The organism is Nocardiopsis lambiniae, from assembly GCF_031845465.1.
Lineage (GTDB): Bacteria > Actinomycetota > Actinomycetes > Streptosporangiales > Streptosporangiaceae > Nocardiopsis > Nocardiopsis lambiniae.
Window position 1 is genome coordinate 161,357 of sequence record NZ_JAVREP010000005.1, and the last position, 18,246, is coordinate 179,602.

The 18,246-nt window shown below is 72.6% G+C and carries 18 protein-coding genes and 1 pseudogene; 6 read left to right on the plus strand and 13 right to left on the minus strand.

Annotation, left to right across the window (positions count from 1 at the left end):
• Window positions 1-90: 90 nt before the first annotated feature.
• From RM479_RS09930 to map, 6 genes are all read right to left on the minus strand, one after another.
• The gene (locus RM479_RS09930; protein WP_311511433.1) at window positions 91-2,058 is read right to left on the minus strand and encodes an acyl-CoA dehydrogenase family protein; all 1,968 of its coding nucleotides are present in this window, start codon (window positions 2,056-2,058) and stop codon (window positions 91-93) included.
• Window positions 2,059-2,166: 108 nt separating this feature from the next.
• Window positions 2,167-2,433: a helix-turn-helix domain-containing protein gene (locus tag RM479_RS09935; RefSeq protein WP_274811837.1), complete on the minus strand. Its 267-nt coding sequence runs from the start codon at window positions 2,431-2,433 to the stop codon at window positions 2,167-2,169.
• Between the two features lie 306 nt (window positions 2,434-2,739).
• Window positions 2,740-3,690: a S66 peptidase family protein gene (locus RM479_RS09945; protein ID WP_311511558.1), complete on the minus strand. Its 951-nt coding sequence runs from the start codon at window positions 3,688-3,690 to the stop codon at window positions 2,740-2,742.
• A 93-nt stretch (window positions 3,691-3,783) separates the two neighbouring features.
• The gene (locus RM479_RS09950) at window positions 3,784-5,154 is read right to left on the minus strand and encodes a M20/M25/M40 family metallo-hydrolase (RefSeq protein WP_311511434.1); all 1,371 of its coding nucleotides are present in this window, start codon (window positions 5,152-5,154) and stop codon (window positions 3,784-3,786) included.
• Between the two features lie 174 nt (window positions 5,155-5,328).
• On the minus strand, window positions 5,329-6,162 hold the full coding sequence (locus tag RM479_RS09955; protein WP_311511435.1) for a M55 family metallopeptidase: 834 nt from the start codon (window positions 6,160-6,162) through the stop codon (window positions 5,329-5,331).
• A 299-nt stretch (window positions 6,163-6,461) separates the two neighbouring features.
• Window positions 6,462-7,313 carry a type I methionyl aminopeptidase gene (gene map, locus RM479_RS09960; protein WP_311511436.1) on the minus strand — a complete coding sequence of 284 codons (852 nt, stop codon included), beginning with the start codon at window positions 7,311-7,313 and terminating at the stop codon, window positions 6,462-6,464.
• A 119-nt stretch (window positions 7,314-7,432) separates the two neighbouring features.
• Between map and RM479_RS09965 the strand changes: the two genes are divergently transcribed.
• Both RM479_RS09965 and npdG read left to right on the plus strand, forming a co-directional pair.
• A complete protein-coding gene (locus tag RM479_RS09965; RefSeq protein WP_311511437.1) occupies window positions 7,433-7,621 on the plus strand; it encodes a hypothetical protein in 189 nt (62 codons plus the stop codon).
• A gap of 46 nt (window positions 7,622-7,667) precedes the next feature.
• Complete coding sequence (gene npdG, locus RM479_RS09970) at window positions 7,668-8,363, plus strand: NADPH-dependent F420 reductase (protein ID WP_311511438.1); 696 nt, start codon at window positions 7,668-7,670, stop codon at window positions 8,361-8,363.
• Between the two features lie 150 nt (window positions 8,364-8,513).
• Here npdG and RM479_RS09975 read toward each other — a convergent pair whose 3' ends face one another.
• The 3 genes from RM479_RS09975 to panB form a co-directional block, all read right to left on the minus strand.
• Window positions 8,514-9,560, minus strand: a complete 1,047-nt coding sequence (locus RM479_RS09975; RefSeq protein WP_311511439.1) for an LLM class F420-dependent oxidoreductase — start codon at window positions 9,558-9,560, stop codon at window positions 8,514-8,516.
• Window positions 9,561-9,874: 314 nt separating this feature from the next.
• Window positions 9,875-10,765 (minus strand): sulfurtransferase, encoded by an 891-nt coding sequence (locus RM479_RS09980; protein ID WP_311511440.1) that lies wholly within the window; start codon window positions 10,763-10,765, stop codon window positions 9,875-9,877.
• 142 nt (window positions 10,766-10,907) lie between these two features.
• On the minus strand, window positions 10,908-11,753 hold the full coding sequence (panB, locus tag RM479_RS09985; protein WP_311511441.1) for a 3-methyl-2-oxobutanoate hydroxymethyltransferase: 846 nt from the start codon (window positions 11,751-11,753) through the stop codon (window positions 10,908-10,910).
• A 410-nt stretch (window positions 11,754-12,163) separates the two neighbouring features.
• Between panB and RM479_RS09990 the strand changes: the two genes are divergently transcribed.
• The 3 genes and pseudogenes from RM479_RS09990 to RM479_RS10000 all read left to right on the plus strand — a co-directional run.
• On the plus strand, window positions 12,164-13,765 hold the full coding sequence (locus RM479_RS09990) for an MFS transporter (protein ID WP_311511442.1): 1,602 nt from the start codon (window positions 12,164-12,166) through the stop codon (window positions 13,763-13,765).
• Between the two features lie 133 nt (window positions 13,766-13,898).
• Window positions 13,899-14,336 (plus strand): RrF2 family transcriptional regulator, encoded by a 438-nt coding sequence (locus RM479_RS09995; protein WP_311511443.1) that lies wholly within the window; start codon window positions 13,899-13,901, stop codon window positions 14,334-14,336.
• Between the two features lie 108 nt (window positions 14,337-14,444).
• A pseudogene (locus tag RM479_RS10000) lies at window positions 14,445-14,489 on the plus strand (hypothetical protein); the annotation flags it as partial.
• Window positions 14,490-14,815: 326 nt separating this feature from the next.
• On the opposite strand, the gene RM479_RS10005 reads toward RM479_RS10000, so the two are convergent.
• From RM479_RS10005 to RM479_RS10020, 4 genes are all read right to left on the minus strand, one after another.
• Window positions 14,816-15,814, minus strand: a complete 999-nt coding sequence (locus RM479_RS10005; RefSeq protein WP_311511444.1) for an NAD(P)-dependent alcohol dehydrogenase — start codon at window positions 15,812-15,814, stop codon at window positions 14,816-14,818.
• Window positions 15,811-16,071, minus strand: coding sequence for a hypothetical protein (locus tag RM479_RS10010; RefSeq protein ID WP_311511445.1), 261 nt, complete (start codon window positions 16,069-16,071; stop codon window positions 15,811-15,813). Before RM479_RS10010 ends, RM479_RS10005 begins: the two co-directional genes overlap by 4 nt.
• Window positions 16,071-16,394 (minus strand): ArsR/SmtB family transcription factor, encoded by a 324-nt coding sequence (locus tag RM479_RS10015; RefSeq protein WP_274811823.1) that lies wholly within the window; start codon window positions 16,392-16,394, stop codon window positions 16,071-16,073. The genes RM479_RS10010 and RM479_RS10015 overlap by 1 nt, the downstream gene beginning before the upstream one ends.
• 204 nt (window positions 16,395-16,598) lie before the next feature.
• Window positions 16,599-17,453 carry a Rieske 2Fe-2S domain-containing protein gene (locus RM479_RS10020; protein ID WP_311511446.1) on the minus strand — a complete coding sequence of 285 codons (855 nt, stop codon included), beginning with the start codon at window positions 17,451-17,453 and terminating at the stop codon, window positions 16,599-16,601.
• Between the two features lie 252 nt (window positions 17,454-17,705).
• Here RM479_RS10020 and RM479_RS10025 point away from each other — a divergent pair, with 252 nt between their 5' ends.
• The gene (locus RM479_RS10025) at window positions 17,706-18,203 is read left to right on the plus strand and encodes a hypothetical protein (RefSeq protein ID WP_311511447.1); all 498 of its coding nucleotides are present in this window, start codon (window positions 17,706-17,708) and stop codon (window positions 18,201-18,203) included.
• Window positions 18,204-18,246: the final 43 nt, after the last annotated feature.

The following is an 18,246-nucleotide window of genomic DNA, read 5'->3' on the forward strand; positions in this document are numbered from 1 at the left end:
CCCCACCCTCCCCGTTCGACTCCGCGTCTCTATTAAACTTTGACTAGCACGGCGCGGGTGCGGCCCCGGCATCGAGACCGCACCCGGGGGTCACCCCCGGTCCGGGGCCGGGTCGCCCTGCCGGGCGTGCTCGGCGCCCAGCGCGATCGGCGCCCCCAGCCACTCGTCGCGCAGCCCGAACGCGTTGACCAACCGCACCGCGTACGGCCGCAGCCCCCGGCACAGGTCGTCCACCGCCCGCGTCACCGCCTTGGACCGACCCGTCGACAACCGCTCGTGCTCCAGGAACCAGGCCCGGTCCTCCTCGATCACCGACATCACGTACAGGTCGCACAGCCGGTTCAGCAGCTTGGCCGTCGACTTGTCGCCGCAGCGGTCGATACCCGCCACGAACGCCTCCAGCACCACCCGGTCCATGTGCGCCCGCCCCGCGGCCAGCACGTGGTCCTGGGCCCGGTTGAACACCTCGAAGGCGTCGCCGTCCTTACCGGACCGGCGCAACCGCCCCGCCAGCCCTTCGATGACGTGCTTCTCCCGGTCCTCCAGCAGCTCCAGCTGCCAGCCCCGGTTGTACAGGTCGGCCTCGTCCCCGCGTCCGGGAGAGGCCGCGATGAGCCGGTCGATCAACGGGATCGCCGCGGTGCGCTCGATCACCGTCTCGAACACCCTGCCCGCCATGAACCGGGCCAGCCCCATCGTGTCGAGGTCGCCGAACGAGTCCTGGAAGTTGGTCAGCAGGCCCTTGGTGAGCTGCTGCAACAGGACCGTGTTGTCGCCCTCGAACGTGGTGAAGATGTCGGAGTCGGCCTTCAACTGCGGAATCCGGTTCTCCGCCAGGTACCCGGCCCCTCCGCACGCCTCCCGACAGGTCTGGATGGTCTCGGTCGCGTGCCAGGTGGCGATGGCCTTCAACCCGGCGGCACGCGACTCCAGTTCCCGCTGGGCGTGCTCGTCCCGTCGCGGTGCCCGCGACAGCTCGTGCAACCTGGTGACCAGCTCCTCCTGGGCGAAGTGCAACGCGTAGGTGCGGGCCAGGGCGGGCAGCAGCTTACGTTGGTGCGCCAGGTAGTCGAGGATGCGCACCTCCTGCTCGGGCGCGCCGTCGATGCCCGGACGGGTGAACTGGCGCCGGGTGTCGGCGTAGCGCAGCGCGATGGTCAACGCCGCCTTGGTGGCGCTCCCCGCGCCCCCGGCCACGCTGATCCGGCCTCGGACGAGGGTGCCGAGCATCGTGAAGAACCGACGACCGGGGTTCTGGATGGGACTGGAGTAGGTGCCGTCGGGCGCCACGGTGCCGTACCGGTTGAGCAGGTTGACGCGCGGCACCCGCACACCGTCGAACCACAACCGGCCGTTGTCCACACCGTTGAGCCCGGCCTTGGGCCCGCAGTCCTCGATCCGGACCCCCGGCATCGGGTTCCCGTCCTCGTCGCGGATCGGCACCAACAGGGCGTGCACCCCGTGGTCCTCGCCATCGGCGCGCAACTGGGCGAACACCACCGCCATCCGACCATCCCTGGCCGCGTTGCCGATGTAGTCCTTGCGCGCCGCCTCGTCGGGCGTGTGGACCACGAACTCCTCGGTGACCGGGTGATAGGTGGCGGTGGTGCGCAGCTGCTGCACGTCCGAACCGTGGCCGGTCTCGGTCATCGCGAAGCAGCCGGGCAGCTCCATCGACATCACCCGGGGCAGGTACTCGGTGTGGTGGCGCTCGGTGCCCAGGGCACGGATCGCCCCGCCGAACAGCCCCCACTGCACGCCCATCTTCACCATCAGGGACAGGTCCGCGACGAGCATCTCGAAGGCCACCACCGAGGCCCCCACGTCGTCCTTGCCGCCCACCGAGGCGGGGAACCCGTAGGAGGGCATGTCGGTCTTGGCCAAGGCCGAGAGCTGAGCGAGGGTGCGCTCGCGGTGCTCCTCCACGGACAGGCCGTACACAGGGGCGTACAGCTCGCCCCGGATCACATCACGGGCGCGTTCGCGCACGTGCGCCCACCGGCCGTCCACGAGGCCCCGCAGCTCGGCCTCGTCCACCCGCAACGCCTGTTCGCTCATCTTCTCCCCCTGCTGGTCCTCGTCGACGCGGCCCCCTCGTGCCTACCACCCGCACGGCCGGAGGGGTCGGGAACACGCCCGGGAAGGCCGTGTCATCCCAACCTAACCTCAGGCCCCCACGGGGGTCGCGGCGGCCTCGTCGACCCGGCGGAACAGGTCGTCCAGGGACAGGTCGAGGGCGGCGGCGATCGCGGCGACGGTGAAGAACGCCGGGGTGGGGATGCGCCCGCCCTCGATCTTGCGCAGCGTCTCCACCGAGATCCCGGCCTGTCGGGCCACGTCGACCATGGTGCGGTCGGCGCGGGCCCGCCGCAGGAGACCGCCCAGCAGGCGTCCGCGTTCGATCTGGCTCTGGGTCAGCGGCTCTCTCACCATGGCGTCGAGTCTAGACTCCCCCTCCGAGGTCCTACGGTCGTACCGGTACGACCGGCCGAACGCGGGGAAGGGCCGTGGTCGCCGGGTGCGGCGCCCCCGCCATCCCGGTCACCGGCGACGACCGGGATGGCCAGGACGCCGAGACCTACGCGCCGCTCGCCCGGACGGTGGCGGTCGAGGAGCACGTCAGCCGGTACGCCGCGCGCCGCCGCCCGATCCTCGTCCGTGCCCCGGCCACCACCCGCGACCTCGCCGAACCCGACCGCGCCACCGCCGGCCCGGACCGTGCCCCCGCCGGCACCCGGGTCATGCCAGGCCGGGGACCGCCAGCTCCAGGACGCCGTTCTCGGCGTCCAACAGGGCCGGGATCCCCAGCGGGACCGTCAGCTGGGCGGCGCAGTGCCCCGTCTCCAGTCCCCACAGCACCGGCACCCCGAGCGGGGTGAGCCGTTCGCGCATCAGGTCGGCGATCACCCCCGGGCCCGGCGGGCAGTCCGTCCAGGTGCCCAGGACCACCCCGGCCAGACCGGTCGTCCACCCCGTGCGCAGCAGGTGGGTGACCATCCGGTCGAGCCGCGCCACGTCCTCGCCGATGTCCTCCAGCACGAGGATGCCCCCGGCCGCCGACGCCCGGCTGTGCGGTGTCCCCAGACCGTCGTTGAGCAGGCTCAGGTTCCCTCCGAAGAGCACACCCTCGGCGCGTCCGGGCACCAGGGCGTGCGCCCCCGGCGAGGTCAGCACCGTGCGGCGCTCCGGCTCGAACAGGGTCGACCGCAGCTCCTCCTGCGCCACCGGGTCGCCCACGAAGTACTTGGTGCCGATCACCGGCCCGTGCACCGTCGCCACACCCAGCTCCACCGAGAACGCCTCGTGCAGGGCCGTGACGTCGCTGAAACCGATCAGGGCCTTGGGCACGGCCGCGCGCAGCGCGGCGAAGTCGAGCAGGTCCAGGGTCCGGTGCGCCCCGTCGCCGCCCCGTACGCAGAACACCGCGGCCACGTCCGGGTCGCACCAGGCGTCCTGGAGGTCGGCGGCCCGGTCGGCGTCCGCTCCCGCCAGGTAGGGCAGCACCGGATGTCGGTCGCGCACGTGCGCCCCGAACTCCACGACCAGCCCCCACCGGCGCAGTTCCTCCGCGGCCGACTCCAGCATCGGCTCCGGGACCGGGCTGCACGGTGCCACCAGCCGCACCCGGTCGCCCGCCCGCAGCCGCGGCGGCCTGACCCCCGCCACCACGCCCTCATCGTTCACCGTCATCGATTCCGTCACACGTCCCCCTCCGGACATCGGTCATCGCCCACCGGCGCCCGCCACCGTGGCGCACGCCCGCCACCTACGACGCTCGGTCGTTCAGGCCCGCAGGAACACGTCCAAGGCCCGGACGCCGAACCGCAGCCCTTCCAGCGGCACCCGTTCGTCCACCCCGTGCAACAGCCCGGCGTAGTCCATCCCCTCCGGCTGCCACAGCGGTGAGAAGCCGTAGCAGTCGATCCCCAACCGCGAGAACACCTTGGCGTCGGTCCCGCCTCCCAGGCACACCGGGACCACGTGCGCGTCCGGGTCCTGGGCCAGCAGGGCGGCCCGCAGCGTCTCGAACACGGGTGCGTCCACCGGGGCGGACACCGGTGGCGAGGAGTGCGCGTACTCCCAGCTCACCCGGTCCCCGGTGAGCTCGTCCATGGTCTCCTCGAAAGCCTTCTCCGCCCCGGGCAACACGCGACCGTCCACCCCGGCGGTGGCCTCACCCGGCACGACGTTGACCTTGTACCCGGCGGAGAGCATCGTGGGCGCGGCGCTGTTGCGCACGGCGGGGGAGACCAGCGGGGCGGCCGTGCCCAGCCGGGCCAGCAACGTCTCCATCGCCTCGTCGGTGCCGGTGTCGTCGGGGCCGCGCTCCACCCCCAGCGCCGCGGCGATCCCGTCGACGGCCGCCCGCGTGACCGGGGTCGGGTGCAGCGGCCAGCGGTGCCCGGAGATCCGCACGATCGCCTCGGCCAACGCGGCGACGGCGTTGTCCCGGGGCGGACGCGATCCGTGCCCGGCGGTGCCCTCGGCGCGCAGGGTCAGCCAGGCGCTGCCCCGCTCGGCGGCGCCCACGGGGTACAGCCGCGCCGTGCCGCCCGTGGCGGTGCGGGCGTGGACGGTCTCACCGCCGCCCTCGCCGATGGCCTCGGTGCAGCCCTCGAACAGGTCGGGACGCCGACGCACCAGGAACTCGGCGCCGTGTGCGGAACTGTCCTCCTCGTCGGCGACGAACGCCAGCACGATGTCGCGGCGCGGACGCGCCCCGGTGCGGGCCCACTCCCGGACGACGGCGGTGACCATGCCGATGGTGTTCTTCATGTCCACGGCGCCGCGCCCCCACAGGGCGGGCAGTCCGGTGACCGGGCAGTCGGCGATCTCCCCGGAGAACGGGGGCACCGTCCAGGCGGCGGCGTCGGCCGGCACCACGTCCAGGTGGCCGTGGACGAGCAGGGCGGGTGCGTCGGGGTCGGTGCCCGGTACCCGGACCACCACATTGGACCGCCGCTCCTTCGACTCCAGCACCACCGGGGCGAGTCCGGCGTCGGTCAGCGCCTCGGCCGCGTACTCGGCCGCGGCCCGTTCGTCCCCCTGACCCCCGCCGCGGTTGGTGGAGTCCCTGCGGATCAGCTCCCGGGTGAGGAGGACGGCGTCCTCACCGGCCCGGGCGGTGTCGGTGAGGGGGGCGATGGGGCCCACGGTGCGGCCTTTCTGCGGGGTGCGGGTCGACGCGCGGGGACGGACGGGCGGGGGCGACGGCCGGACGCGACACGGGTTCCGCCACAGTTCTACCTGCTCCGACGGGGTTCCGTCTTCGGTTTCGGACGAACGGGAAGGATCCTCCTCGCGCCAGGAGGGCGGGGGAGGGGGCGGTCAGCCGTAGTCCTTCTCCATCGACCGGGCGATCATCGTCGTCACGGTCTTGAAGCAGCGGATCATCTCGTAGGCGTCCGGTGAGGTGTAGCGGACGCGACGCGCACCGATCCGGCTGACGCCCGGGACGAGGGCGGCGTCCTGGGCGAGGTGGGCGGCGTCCACCTCGATCTCCACGGCCTTGGGGGAGGGCTCGGCCGGATCCAGACGACCGGCGAGCATCGTCGCCTTCGAGGCGGCCAGCCGGATCTCCTCGGCGGTGCGCGCGGGCGGGCGGCAGCGTGCGGCGTACCGGCTGACGTACTCCTTGACCGCCACCGTCCGGGCGAACGGCGCGTAGGTCTCGGCGTCCTCACAGGCGCGGTCGTCGCCGGTGACCAGGATGACGGGGGTGCCGTACTCGGCGACCACGGCGGCGTTGAGCCGGCCCTCGCTCGCGGGCTCGCCGTTCAGCCACACGCCGGTGACGGCGTTGGGCAGGTAGGTGTGAGCGAGGACCCCCTCCTCCCCGGCACCGCAGTGGTAGCCCAGGAACACCGCCCCGTCGCAGTCACCGTGCTGGACGCCCTCGACCATCGACAGTTCCTTGTGCCGACCGGTGATCATGCCGGCGCGTTCGTCCAGCTCCTCCAGCAGCAGGTTGCGCATGGTGGCGTGGGCCTCGTTGACCAGGACCTCGGTGGCGCCGCCGTCGAACAGGCCGGCGATCGCGGCGTTGACGTCGCTCGTGAACATCGCGCGGCAGCGCCGCCACTGCTCGGTGCCGGGTTCGCAGTCGGCGGGCCAGGTGACGCCGGTGGCGCCCTCCATGTCCGCGGAGATGAGGATCTTCACCGGTCCGACCCTAGCCGTCGCGGTCCGGACCGCGCCAGACGTGGCCGTGCCCGCCCGCAGATCGGGCGGCGGCCCGGCGGGCGGTGCGCCCCGGCGGGACCCCGGTCCCCCCTGGACCGGGCCGCGCGGGCCCACCGGCTCCCGCGAACACGACAGGGCACCGGGAAAGTCGTCCTGGTGCCCTGAACGGATCACGTCGATCGCCGGGTGGGGCCTCCTCCTCGGCGCTCGCCGGTGTGCGGTCCCGCCCGGGGCGCGGGTCTCCCCGGCCCGCCCCGGCACGGGAGCGTCCGCCCCGGCTACGGCAGGGTGAGGATCTCCGCGCCGGTGTCGGTGATGACCAGGGTGTGCTCGAACTGGGCGGTCCACGCGCGGTCGGCCGTCACCGCGGTCCAGCCGTCGTCCCACATGTCGTAGTCGACGCCGCCCAGGGTGATCATCGGTTCGATCGTGAACGTCATCCCCGGCACCATGACGGTGTCCGCGCGCGGGTCGTCGTAGTGCGGCACCACCAGGCCCGAGTGGAACTCCGGCCCGACGCCGTGACCGGTGAAGTCGCGGACCACCCCGTAGCCGAACCGCTTGGCGTAGGACTCGATGACCCGGCCGATCACGTTGATCCGCCGTCCCGGACGGCAGGCCTTGACGGCGCGCATCGTGGCCTCGTGGGTGCGCTCCACCAGCAGGCGGTGCTCCTCGGAGACGTTCCCGGCGAGGAAGGTGGCGTTGGTGTCGCCGTGCACGCCGTCCTTGTACGCGGTGATGTCGATGTTGACGATGTCGCCGTCGGCGATGGGCCTGTCGTCGGGGATGCCGTGGCAGATCACCTCGTTGAGCGAGGAGCACAGTGACTTGGGGTAACCCTTGTACCCCAGCGTGCTCGGGTACGCGCCGTGGTCGAGCAGGAACTCGTGCCCGACCCGGTCCAGCTCGTCGGTGGTCACTCCCGGGTGGATGTGCTTGCCGACCTCCTCCAGGGCCTGCGCGGCGATCCGGCCGGTGGCGCGCATCCTCTCGATGGTCTCCGGGGTCTGCACGTCGCCCAGGACACCCTCCACGGGGTGCTTCCGCCCGACGTACTCCGGTCGGACGATGTGGGAGGGGACCGAACGTTGTGGCGAGATGCGCCCGGGAACCAGCGGAGTAGTCATGAACACGGATTGTAGTTCGTGGCGCCCACCCGCCGGTGCCCTCCGAGGACCCCTCCCGGTGTGAGGAACATCCGTGCCGCGGGTAGGTGCCCGATGAGGACCGACGAAAGGTGAACGCGGTGGCCGACGTACAGAACGATGCCTGGTGGTACTGCCTCAAGCACAACACCGTCGAGCACGGCGCGGGCTGCCCCAACCGGGAGCGGATGGGCCCCTACCCGGACGAGGCGACCGCCGCGCGGGCGCTGGGCATCGCGGCCGAGCGCAACGACGCGTGGGACTCCGACGAGGAGGAGGACCGTTGGTGACGGGGTGCTCGACCGGTTCCGAATCGCGTTCTGGCAGGATCGGCCCATGACCGAAGTGAGCACACCCGACAGCACCGACATCACGGGACGGACCGTCTCCGTCCTGGGCGGCACCGGTGACCAGGGCCGCGGACTGGCCCGCCGGTTCGCCCTGGCCGGGCACACCGTGTACCTGGGTTCGCGCAACACCGAACGCGCGGAGAAGACGGCCCGCGAGCTGGTGGAGGCCGAATCCACTCCGATCGACGTCCGAGGGCTGGACAACGCCGCCGCCGCGGCCGAGGGTGACATCGTCATCGTCGCCGTGCCCTGGGACGGTCACAAGGAGCTGCTGGAGGATCTGGCCGGTCCGCTGTCCGGAAAGATCGTCGTGGACTGCGTCAACCCGCTGGGCTTCGACAAGCGCGGTCCGTTCGCGCTGGACGTGCCCGAGGGCAGCGCCGCCGAGCAGGCCGCCGCCGTGCTGCCCGACAGCACCGTGGTCGCCGCGTTCCACCACGTGTCCGCCGTCCTCCTGCTGGACCCGCAGGTCGAGAGCGTGGACCTGGACGTGCTGGTGCTGGGCGAGGACCGGGGCGCCACCGACACGGTGCGGGCCCTGGCCGAGCGCATCCCGGGTGTCCGGGGCGTCTACGGCGGGCGGCTGCGCAACGCCCACCAGGTGGAGGCGCTCACCGCGAACCTCATCGCGATCAACCGCCGCTACAAGACCCACGCGGGCATCCGGATCACCGGACCGTGAGCGGGGCCGCCGGGCCGGGAGGAGCCGACGGATTCCGGGAACCGTCGCGACACGGACGTCGGCCGTCCGTGGCCGGGCGCCGGGCCGGGGTACCCCGACCCGGCGCCCGGCGTGGGCGCGTCAACGCCCGCGGGGCCCTTCAGGGTCGGGTCACGTCGACGAGGCCCAGCCCTTGACCTTCTCGATGAGGGCGACGGGGTCCTCGCCCACGGGGATCACGTTGAGGCGGGTGACCCCGGCGGCCCGGAACGCCTCCACGCGTTCGCGGACGTAGGACTCGGGGCCGACCATGTTGGTGAGTTCCACGAACTCCTCCGGTACGGAGGCCGCCGCCTCGTCCTTCTTCCCGGCCAGATAGAGGTCCTGGATCTTCTCGGCGGCCTCCTCATAGCCGTAGCGTCGGGCGACCGTGTTGTAGAAGTTCTTGCCCTTGGCGCCCATCCCGCCCACGTACAGGGCGATCATCGGCCGCACGAGGTCGAGCAGCCTCTTGGTGTCCTCGCCCTCCCCGATGGCGAGCAGGCCACCGGCGGAGACCTCCAGTTCGCCCAGGGAGGCGTCCCGCTTGGCCCGACCCTCGGCCAGGGCCTCGCCCCACACGGTGTGGGCCTTCTCGGGGATGAACAGGTGCGGCAGCCAGCCGTCGGCGATCTCCGCGGTCATCGCCACGTTCTTGACGCCGAGGGAGGCCACGTAGACGGGGATCTCCGAGCGCACGGGGTGGTTGATGATCTTGAGCGGCTTGCCCAGCCCGGTGCCCCTCTCCGCGGGCAGCGGCAGCTGGAAGACCGCGCCGTCGTGGGTGAGGCGCTCCTCGCGCCTCCACACCTTGCGGCAGATCTCGATGGTCTCGCGGGTGCGGGCCAACGGCTTGACGTAGGGGACGCCGTGGAAGCCCTCGATGACCTGCGGTCCGCTGGCGCCCAGCCCCAGGATCGCCCGTCCGCCGGACAGGTCGTCCAGCCCGGCCGCGGTCATCGCGATGAGGGTCGGTGTGCGGCTGTACAGGGGCAGGATGGCCGAACCGATCTGGACGGTCTCGGTCCGGGCGGCGATGTAGCCCATGAGCGTGGGGGCGTCGAAGCCGTAGACCTCGGCGACCCAGACGGTGTCCAGGCCGACCTTCTCCAGTTCGATGATCTGGTCGACGGCGGCCTTGGGATCGCCCGCGTACTGGAGCGGCATCGAGATGCGCATGCGTCCTCCCGTGAGGGCCGGGGACCCCGGCCCGAGTCGGTGCTGGGTACGAGGTGACTCTACTCCCGAGTACGGTTCGGTTCGTGGCCCGCCTCACACCGAGTGCCCCGTGTCCCGCGCGCTCGTGTTCGGGACCGGTCCCGGCGGGAGCGCCGTCCGCGCTCCCGCCGCGACCGGGGCCCGTGCGGCCGGAAGCCCCCGTGCGTCCAATGCCGGGCGGCACCGGGGCGGGCATGGTGCGACCACGCGTTCGCCTCGTCGGGGGGAGCGCGGGTCTCGACGCATCCGGGGAGGACGCCGACCCGGCGGTCCCGTCAGGCGTCGCCGCCGGGGGAGTCACCGGTGACCAACGGCAGCGCGTCGTCCGCCGCCCACGCCGCCATCGAACCGTCATGGACGGCGACGTCGTTGCGACCCGCCAGCACCAGCGCGTACGCCGCACCGGTCGCGGCGATGCCGTGGCCGGAGTAGGCCACCGGGGTCACCCCCGGGTCGAGCAGGCCCGCGCGCTCGAAGGTCGCGCGCAGTTCCCCCACCGGTCGCGGCCCGCCGGTCGCGGGGTCCAGGATCTCCGTCGGGGGCAGGAGGACGCTGCCGGGGATGTGGCCCTCGCGGGCGTAGGCGCGCACCTCACCCCGGTAGACGGCCGGGTCCAGGACGGCGACCAGCACCGTTCCGGGGTCGTCCAGCGACTTCGCCACCTCTTCGGTCGAGCGCAGCAGTTCGGGGCGGCGCTCGGCCTGGAAGGCGGCGGCGATCGGGTCGGGCGTGGGGTCGGCGGTCACCCGTTCGCCCGCGGCCTTCCAGGCGCGCAGGCCGCCGTCGAGCACCGCGACGTCGTCGAACCCCTCCAACCGCAGCTGCCAGTGGAGGCGGGTGGCCCAGAAGCCGGCGCTCCGGTCGTAGACCACCACACGACTGTCCACGCCGATGCCGAGCAGTCCGGCCTGGACGGCGAACTTCTCCGAGGAGGGCACCGTCCACGGCTCGGGGGCCTCGGTGTCGGCGAAGTCGGTGGTCAGGTCGGCGAACAGCGCGCCGGGGATGTGCTCGGCCTCGTAACCGGCCCGACCGGACCCGACGGCGTGCGGACCCCCGCCCGGGGCGCCCGTCAGGGTCGTGGCGTCGACCACCACCAGGTCCCCGTCATGGAGGTGGGCGGCCAGCCAGGCCACGTCGACGACCGGGGCGATGCGAGCGGACACGGGATGAACCCTTCGTGAGCGGGAAGAACGGGTGTCGGCTACTCCGACGCCCCTCCCCTTACCCCTTCCGGCCCGCTCCATTCGGGACGACGCGCGGAACGCCGGCCGGGGCACGGCCCCGACCGGCGTTCTCCGCAGGCGATCAGCTCGCGTAGGAGTGGCGCTCCTCCGGGAAGGCGCCGCCGACGACCTCGTCGGCGTAGGCCGACGCGGCCTCGCGCAGCGTCTCGTGCAGGTTGGCGTAGGTCTTGACGAACTTGGCCACACGCGGGCTCAACCCGGCCATGTCCTGCCACACCAGGACCTGGGCGTCGGTGGCCTTGCCCGCCCCGATGCCCACGGTCGGGATGTTCAGCTGCTCGGTGACCTGTGCGGCCAGCTCACTCGGCACGCACTCCAGCACGACCGCGAACGCGCCCGCCCGCTCCAGCTCCTTGGCGTCCTTGAGCAGACCCGCGGCGGCCTCACCGCGCCCCTGCACGCGGTAGCCGCCCAGCGTGTTCACCGACTGGGGGGTGAGCCCCAGGTGCGCCATCACCGGGATGCCCGCCGACACCAGCAGCTCCACCTGCGGTGCCACGGCGTGGCCGCCCTCCAGTTTCACCGCCTGGGCGCCGCCCTCCTTCATGAACCGGGAGGCGGTCTCCAGGGCCTGGTGCGGCGAGGCCTGGTAGGAGCCGAAGGGAAGGTCCGCCACCACCAGGGACCGCTTGGTGGAGCGCGCGACCGCGGCGGTGAGGGGGAGGAGTTCGTCCACGGTGACCGGGACGGTGGTGTCGTAGCCGTACACGACGTTGGCGGCGGAGTCGCCGACGAGGAGGACGGGGATGCCCGCCTCGTCGAACACCCGCGCGGTGAGCGCGTCGTAGGCGGTCAGCATCGGCCAGCGCTCGCCGCGCTCCTTGGCGGCGGCCAGGTCGCGGATGGTGACGCGCCGGTTGGTGACCCCGCCGTACAGGGCGGTGGTGGTCTTGTCGGTGGTGCTCATGATGTCTTCCTCCGTTGTCTCGAAGCACCGCGTGGGTGTCCCCGGACGTGTGGACGAAATGATGATGTGCGCCGCGCGAACGCGGTCGCGGTGGTCCCGAGGGACCTGGAGGACGGTCGCCGATCCGGCCGCCGTGTACGACGGATGGGAAGGCCGGGTCCGCGTGTCGTGCGAGCATCATCGCACGGGCCCCGCGCGTCCGCTTCCCTCGGGATACAACCGGAACGCGCCCCGGGAACTTCCCCCCGTACCCGGATCTCTCGGACGGTGCGGGGGAGGCCCCGAACGGACACATCCGATGATCGGGGGCGAAACGGGAATCAGGGACGGGTGGCCGTTACGATGGCGGTTCCCGGCCCCGGGTCGCGTCGGCCCCCGGTGCGGACCGGTTCGTGGAAGAGGGTGCTCACGTGGACGCGCGGACGGCTTATCGGCGGCGGTGGGGCGGACTGGCGGTCCTCATCATCTGCCTGCTCGTGATCGTCGCCGACAACACCATCCTCAACGTCGCCCTGCGCACCCTGTCCGATCCCGAACTGGGAGTGGGCGCCGGTCAGTCCGAACTGGCCTGGGCGATCAACTCCTACACCCTCGTCTTCGCCGGGCTGCTGTTCACCTTCGGCGTCCTGGGCGACCGCTGGGGACGGCGCCGGATGATCACCGCCGGACTCGTGGTGTTCGGTGCCGCGTCGGCCCTGTCCGCCTACTCCCAGAATCCCGAACAGCTCATCGCCGCCCGCGCGGTCATGGGCTTCGGAGCGGCCATGGTGATGCCGCAGACGCTGTCGATCATCACCAACATCTTCCCGGCCGAGGAACGAGGCCGCGCCATCGGCCTGTGGTCGGGCTCGGTCGGCCTGGCGATGGCGATCGGACCGTCGGCCGGCGGCCTGCTGCTGGAGCACTTCTGGTGGGGGTCGATCTTCCTCGTCAACGTGCCGTTCGTGCTGCTCGGCCTGGCGTTGATGTTCTTCCTCATCCCCGAGACCCGTGACGAGGACCCCGGCCGGCCCGACGTGCTCGGGGTGCTGCTGTCCATCCCCGGGCTGGTCCTGCTCATCTACGGGATCATCACCGCGGGCGAACGCTCCTCCCTGGCCGACCTCGACGTGTGGGGCGCGCTGCTGGGCGGCCTGGCGGTCATCACCCTGTTCCTGATCCACGAGGCGCGCACCCCCGAGCCCTCACTGGACGTGCGGTTCTTCAAGAACCCGAGGTTCAGCGTCGCCATCGCCACCATCATGCTGATGTTCTTCAGCATGTCCGGGCTGATCTTCTTCCTGAGCTTCTACTGGCAGAGCGTCCGGGAGTTCTCGCCGTTCATCGCGGGGCTGCTGGTGTTGCCGGCGGCCGTCGGGCAGATGCTCCTGGCCCCGCTGAGTCCCGCCCTCGTGCGCCGGTTCGGGCCGCGCGCGGTCGCCGCCGTCGGCATCGGGACCGTGTGCGCGAGCTTCGCGTTCTTCTCGTTCCTGAAGGTGGACACCCCGGTCTGGCTCATCCTGATCTTCTTCTTCACCCAGGCCGCCGCGATGGCGGTGGTGCTCACCCCCTCCACCGACGCGATCGTCTCGGCGGTGCCGCCGGGCAAGGCGGGCGCGGCCTCGGCGACGCAGAACACCGTCCGTCAGGTGGCCACGGCGATGGGCGTGGCCGTCCTCGGCGCGATCATCTCCTTCCGCTACCGGGCCGACATCACACCCACCCTGGAGGGGTTCGCGGAGAGCGACGAGGGCGCCGCCGCCCACTTGAGCGGGAGCGGGCTGCACACGGCCGGCGAGTCGATCGAGGCCACCCTGGCGGTCGCCCGCGGCCTGGGGGAACAGGGCGCCGTCCTGGTCGCCCCGGCCAAGGAGGCGTTCCTGGCGGGGTTGCACACCGCGTCCCTGGTGTCGTTGTGCTGCGGGGTCGTCGGGGTGATCGTGGTGCTGGTGTGGATGCCGCGTGACACCGTCGCCCACCGGGCCGCGGCGGAACCCCGCGAGCAGAGCCCCGACCTCGACGAACACAACTGACGCGACCCGGCCCGGAGGACGCGTCCCGCCTCGGGCCGCCCCCGGCCGTCCCACCACCGGTCGTCCCACCACCGGTCGCTCCGCCTCGGGCCTCCGCCGAGGCGGACCCCCGCGGCCGACTACGCTCGCGGACATGCGCCTGACCGCCTTCACCGACGTCTCCCTCCGCCTCGTCATGCGGCTCGCGGTGGCGGGGGAGGGCGAACTCCTCACCACCCGTGCCGTGGCGGAGATGACCTCCGTGCCCTACACCCACATGGCCAAGGCGGTGGCGCGCCTGTCCGACCTGGGCCTGGTGGAGGCACGCCGGGGCCGGGGCGGCGGGCTGCGCCTGAGCGAGCGGGGCCGCCGGGCCTCGGTGGGGTCGATCGTCCGGGAACCGGAGGGCGGGGGAGACCTGGCCGGCTGCGAGGACGATCCGCCCTGTCCGCTGCGTGCGGCCTGCCGGTTGCGGGGCGCCCTGCACCGGGCCCGGGAGGCCTTCCACGCCTCCCTCGACGAGGTGTCCGTGGAGTCCCTGGTGGCCTCCGAAGAGGTGTTCGGCCCCGACCTGTGGCAGGGCACCGACTGACGGTCCGCCTCCGCCGCCGGTCGTGCCCGCGACCGCCACGGATCGGCCCGTCCGCGCGTCCCGGCGGAGGGGGACGCACCTGCCGGGCCGACGCCCCGGGAGGCGGAGGTGCCGCGCCCGGCGGCCCGGGGGCTGACGAACCGGGAGATCGGGGAGAGGCCGTTCGTCTCGGCGAAGACGGTGAGCGCGCACATGTGGAACCTCATGGCGGACTCGGGGTGTCCAACCGCAACGCGGCGGCGGTGCGGGCCAGGGACCTGGACGTCGACGGAGCGTCCTTTTCGTCCCATGTGTGATCTATGGCGTAAAGGTCGGGTCTTCGGTCCTCTGCGCGACGACCCGATCCGGGCGTACCCGACGAGGGGTGGGTCCCTTCGGTGTTCGTCGGCCGAGGCCGCCCGCGCCGCGCGCCCCGGTGCGCGGTCCACCCGACGCGGGGGAGGAATGACCACGAGGGGGCGCACGGCGCGCGGCGCGGCTCACCCCTCCCGCAGCACCACCACGACCTTCCCGCGCGCGTGCCCCCGAGCGACGTGCGCGAGCGCGTCGACGGCCCGCTCGAACGGGTACGTCCGTCCGACCGCGGGCCTCAGGGTCCCCGCCGCCACCCGCTCCAGGAGTCCTTCGACCTCGCCGTCCACCCCGCTGCGGGCGAGGAACGGGCGCAGTCGCTGCCGCACGAACGGCGAGGTGAGGGACGCCGCGGCGTTGCGCCACAGGGGTCCCATGGCCCGGCTCCCATGGCCCGAGGTCAGCACCAGCGTCCCACCCGGCGCGAGAGCGCTCCGCAGCTCGCGCAGGCTCCGGTTGCCGGCCAGGTCGATGACGACGTCGTAGGGTTCCTTCGCCTCGGTGAAGTCCTCGACGCCGTAGTCGACGACGTGGACGGCGCCCAGCGAGCGCACCAGGTCGGTGTTGCCCGCCCCGCACACGCCGGTGACCTCGGCGCCCGCCGCGGTGGCCAACTGGACGAGGAACGTGCCGACGCCGCCCGAGGCGCCGTTGACGAGAACGCGGTCGCCGGCCTTCACCTCGCCGACGCGCACGGCCTGGAGGGCCGTCACCCCGGCGAGCGGTACCGCCGCCGCCTCGGTGAACGGGACCCCGTCGGGCACGCGTGCCAGCAGGGAGGCCTTCACACAGGTGTACTCGGCCAGGGACTCCTCCCCTTCGGCGGCGACCCGGTCGCCCGGGGACCACTCGGTGACCCCCGGGCCCACGGAGTCGACGACGCCGGCCACGTCCCGTCCCCGGATGGTCCGTTTCGGTCGCGGCCACCCGAAGGCGAGTCGGCCGATGGTCGGCTCGCCGCGCGTGAGGTACACGTCCGCGGCGTTGAGCGATACGGCGTGGACCTCGACGCGTACCTCGCCCCGGCCGGGCTCGGGGACGGGGACCTCGCGCGGCGCCAGCACATCGGCGGCCTCGCCGTACTCGTCGTGCGCGATCGCCTTCATGGTGCGGGTCATGGCGGTCATTCCACCGTTCTCAGGAGTTTTTCGATGGAGGTGGTGCGAGCGCGCAGTTCGGCGACGTCGGCCGCGGTGCGCTGCTGGGCGTCGAGCGTCGTCGAGGCGAGTTCCTCGTACCGCGTCACCAGGCGGCGGAGTTCGTCGTTGCGCGCGGCGTCGACGGCGGTCTTGCGGAACTCGTGCCGGCTGGAGACGACCACGACACCGATGAAGGTGGCGATCGCGCCCAGGCCGAGGATGAGGACGACCGTTGGCCAGTCCATCAGTTCTTCTCCTTGCGTGTGAGGGTCTCGACCGCGGCGGCGATCGTCGTGGGGGTGAGACCGATGTCGAAGTCGGTGAGCTCGAAGTACTTCATCGCCTTGCCGTCCTCCGAGAGCTCCAGGGAGCCGGTGACCAGGCCGACCGCTTCGAGGCGTTGCAGGTGCATGTGGAGGAGGGGGCGGCTGATGCCGATGACGCGCGCGAGGTTGCTCACGTAGTCGCGACCGCCGGTGAGCGTCGCGATGATCCGCAGGCGGATCGGGTTGGCGAGCGCGGCGAGCGACTCGACGAGTTCGTCGCCGGAGAGATCGCGCTGTGTCATGTCTTTCCTATGCGTGTAAGAAAACACTTACACATGAAAGATAGACGTACCCCTGTGCATCCGCAAGCCCCGGCGGACCCGTATCACCGCGGCGCGCGACAGCGCGGGTGCTCCGGGGACGTGGGGGCAGGGGCTCGGAGGTGACAGGGAGGGGCCCCGCCCCGAGGAGGCGGCCCCCTCCCGGCCCGCGCGGCAGGGCCGCCGCTACTCGGGCGACCGCAGGCGGACCATCAGGCGGCCGTCCACGACCGACGTCTCGAACGTCTCCGGCGACGCCGTCGCGGGTCCGTGGACCACCACCCCGTCGTCCAGACGGAACTCGCTTCCGTGCCACGGACAGCGCACACACCCGTCCACCCGCTCGCCCTGCGCCAGGGGCGCGCCCATGTGCGGGCACGTGCCCATCAGCGCGGACGCCGACGCGCCGGTACGCGCCACCACGATCGGGACACCGCTCACCTCGCTCTCGCCGATCCCCCCGTCGGGGAAGCCGTTCAGCGGACCGAGGTCGTGCCATCCCCCGGGCACCAGGTCGGCGAGGTGGTCGGCGCTGTTCGCGCCGCTCGCACGGTAGTAGGCGATGTGCCCGCCCAACGATCCGCTGAGACCGACGGCGCCCATCCCGGCCAAGGCCAGGAATCGCCCCCACCCCTCACGTCCCCGCGCCCGTGCCAACGAGGAGACGCAGAACAGCAGTGTTCCCACACCGTTGGTCGCCGCGTGCACCACTCCCACGCGCTGTTGGCGTTCGTGCTGCCGCGACCAGTCGGCCAGGCCGCTGACCACGGCGGGCAGGGTGGTCAACAGGCCGATGTCGATCAGCGCGTGAGCGCTGCGGCGGTGGTCGCCGGGCAGCATGTCCAACAGGGTCGCGGCCGTCCACGTCCCGATGGGCAGCTGCACCAGGATCGGGTGAGCGGGGTGGCCGAGCTGCACGCCGTGCAGCATGTCGCGAACCGTGCCGGACGGCAGGCGTTCGGCGAGCCTCTTCAAGCGGGAGACCGCCGGGTCGAGGCGGTCGTCGCGTTCGATCTCACGGATGCGTTCACCGAGTCTCATGATGGTCGGCTACCCGGACCGCGGTGCGTCACGCGTGCCACGGGGCACCTCGCACAAGTTTGAACAGGCCTTTCCCCGGCCTCGGCGGAACGGGGCGCGGTCGCCTCCCCGTGGGAGCCCTCGGCGACCCGGTCACTCCGGGGCGGTGTCCGGGCCGCTCCCGCCCGCCCCGTCGCGCGGTGGGACCGACGGTGGGCCCCGGTGAGTACCCGCACTCATGCGCCCGCGCGCCGCGCGCACGAACATGGGGGGATGAACACGACGGCGCACGCCCCCCGCACCTCCGGTCCGATCCTCGCCCTCCAGGGCCTCGTGCTCCTGATCACCTCCGCGATCACGGCCTGGTGGGTCTCCCACACCCCGCCCGAGAAGGTCGCCGCCGCCGAGGGCTTTCCGCTGGGCGAAGCCGACTACGCGATCCGGCCGCTGCCACTGCCCGGCTGGGCCGAGACGGTGATCGGGATCGGGGCAGCGGTCCTCATGGTCGCGACCGGGGCGCTGCTCATCCGGGGAATGGCGACCCGGAGGATCGCCCCGTTGCGCGGGCTGACGGTCCTGCTGCCGGTGCCGATCGCCCTGATGGCCGGGGTGACGTGGGCGATCGCCACGGCGCCGGTCATCGGCGCCAACATCGGCCTCGGTCTGGCGGTGATGGCGTTCGGGGCGGCGAGCGCGCTCCTCCTCGTCGGTGCCGTCGTCACCGCCGTGTTCGCCCACCGGGCGTCCTCACCCCGTCCGCCGGCCGAGTGAGCCGCGCGCGCCGTTCCGGGCGCCGGGGCCCGGCCCCGCGACG

Coding starts and splice junctions, on each gene's coding strand:
- RM479_RS09930 (WP_311511433.1), bottom strand. CDS start 2,058: ATGAGCGAACAGGCGTTGCGGGTGGACGAGGCCGAGCTGCGGGGCCTC.
- RM479_RS10005 (WP_311511444.1), bottom strand. CDS start 15,814: ATGACCGCCATGACCCGCACCATGAAGGCGATCGCGCACGACGAGTAC.
- RM479_RS10025 (WP_311511447.1), top strand. CDS start 17,706: ATGAACACGACGGCGCACGCCCCCCGCACCTCCGGTCCGATCCTCGCC.
- RM479_RS10015 (WP_274811823.1), bottom strand. CDS start 16,394: ATGACACAGCGCGATCTCTCCGGCGACGAACTCGTCGAGTCGCTCGCC.
- RM479_RS09945 (WP_311511558.1), bottom strand. CDS start 3,690: ATGACGGTGAACGATGAGGGCGTGGTGGCGGGGGTCAGGCCGCCGCGG.
- map (WP_311511436.1), bottom strand. CDS start 7,313: ATGACTACTCCGCTGGTTCCCGGGCGCATCTCGCCACAACGTTCGGTC.
- RM479_RS10020 (WP_311511446.1), bottom strand. CDS start 17,453: ATGAGACTCGGTGAACGCATCCGTGAGATCGAACGCGACGACCGCCTC.
- RM479_RS09975 (WP_311511439.1), bottom strand. CDS start 9,560: ATGCGCATCTCGATGCCGCTCCAGTACGCGGGCGATCCCAAGGCCGCC.
- RM479_RS09935 (WP_274811837.1), bottom strand. CDS start 2,433: ATGGTGAGAGAGCCGCTGACCCAGAGCCAGATCGAACGCGGACGCCTG.
- npdG (WP_311511438.1), top strand. CDS start 7,668: ATGACCGAAGTGAGCACACCCGACAGCACCGACATCACGGGACGGACC.
- RM479_RS10010 (WP_311511445.1), bottom strand. CDS start 16,071: ATGGACTGGCCAACGGTCGTCCTCATCCTCGGCCTGGGCGCGATCGCC.
- panB (WP_311511441.1), bottom strand. CDS start 11,753: ATGAGCACCACCGACAAGACCACCACCGCCCTGTACGGCGGGGTCACC.
- RM479_RS09995 (WP_311511443.1), top strand. CDS start 13,899: ATGCGCCTGACCGCCTTCACCGACGTCTCCCTCCGCCTCGTCATGCGG.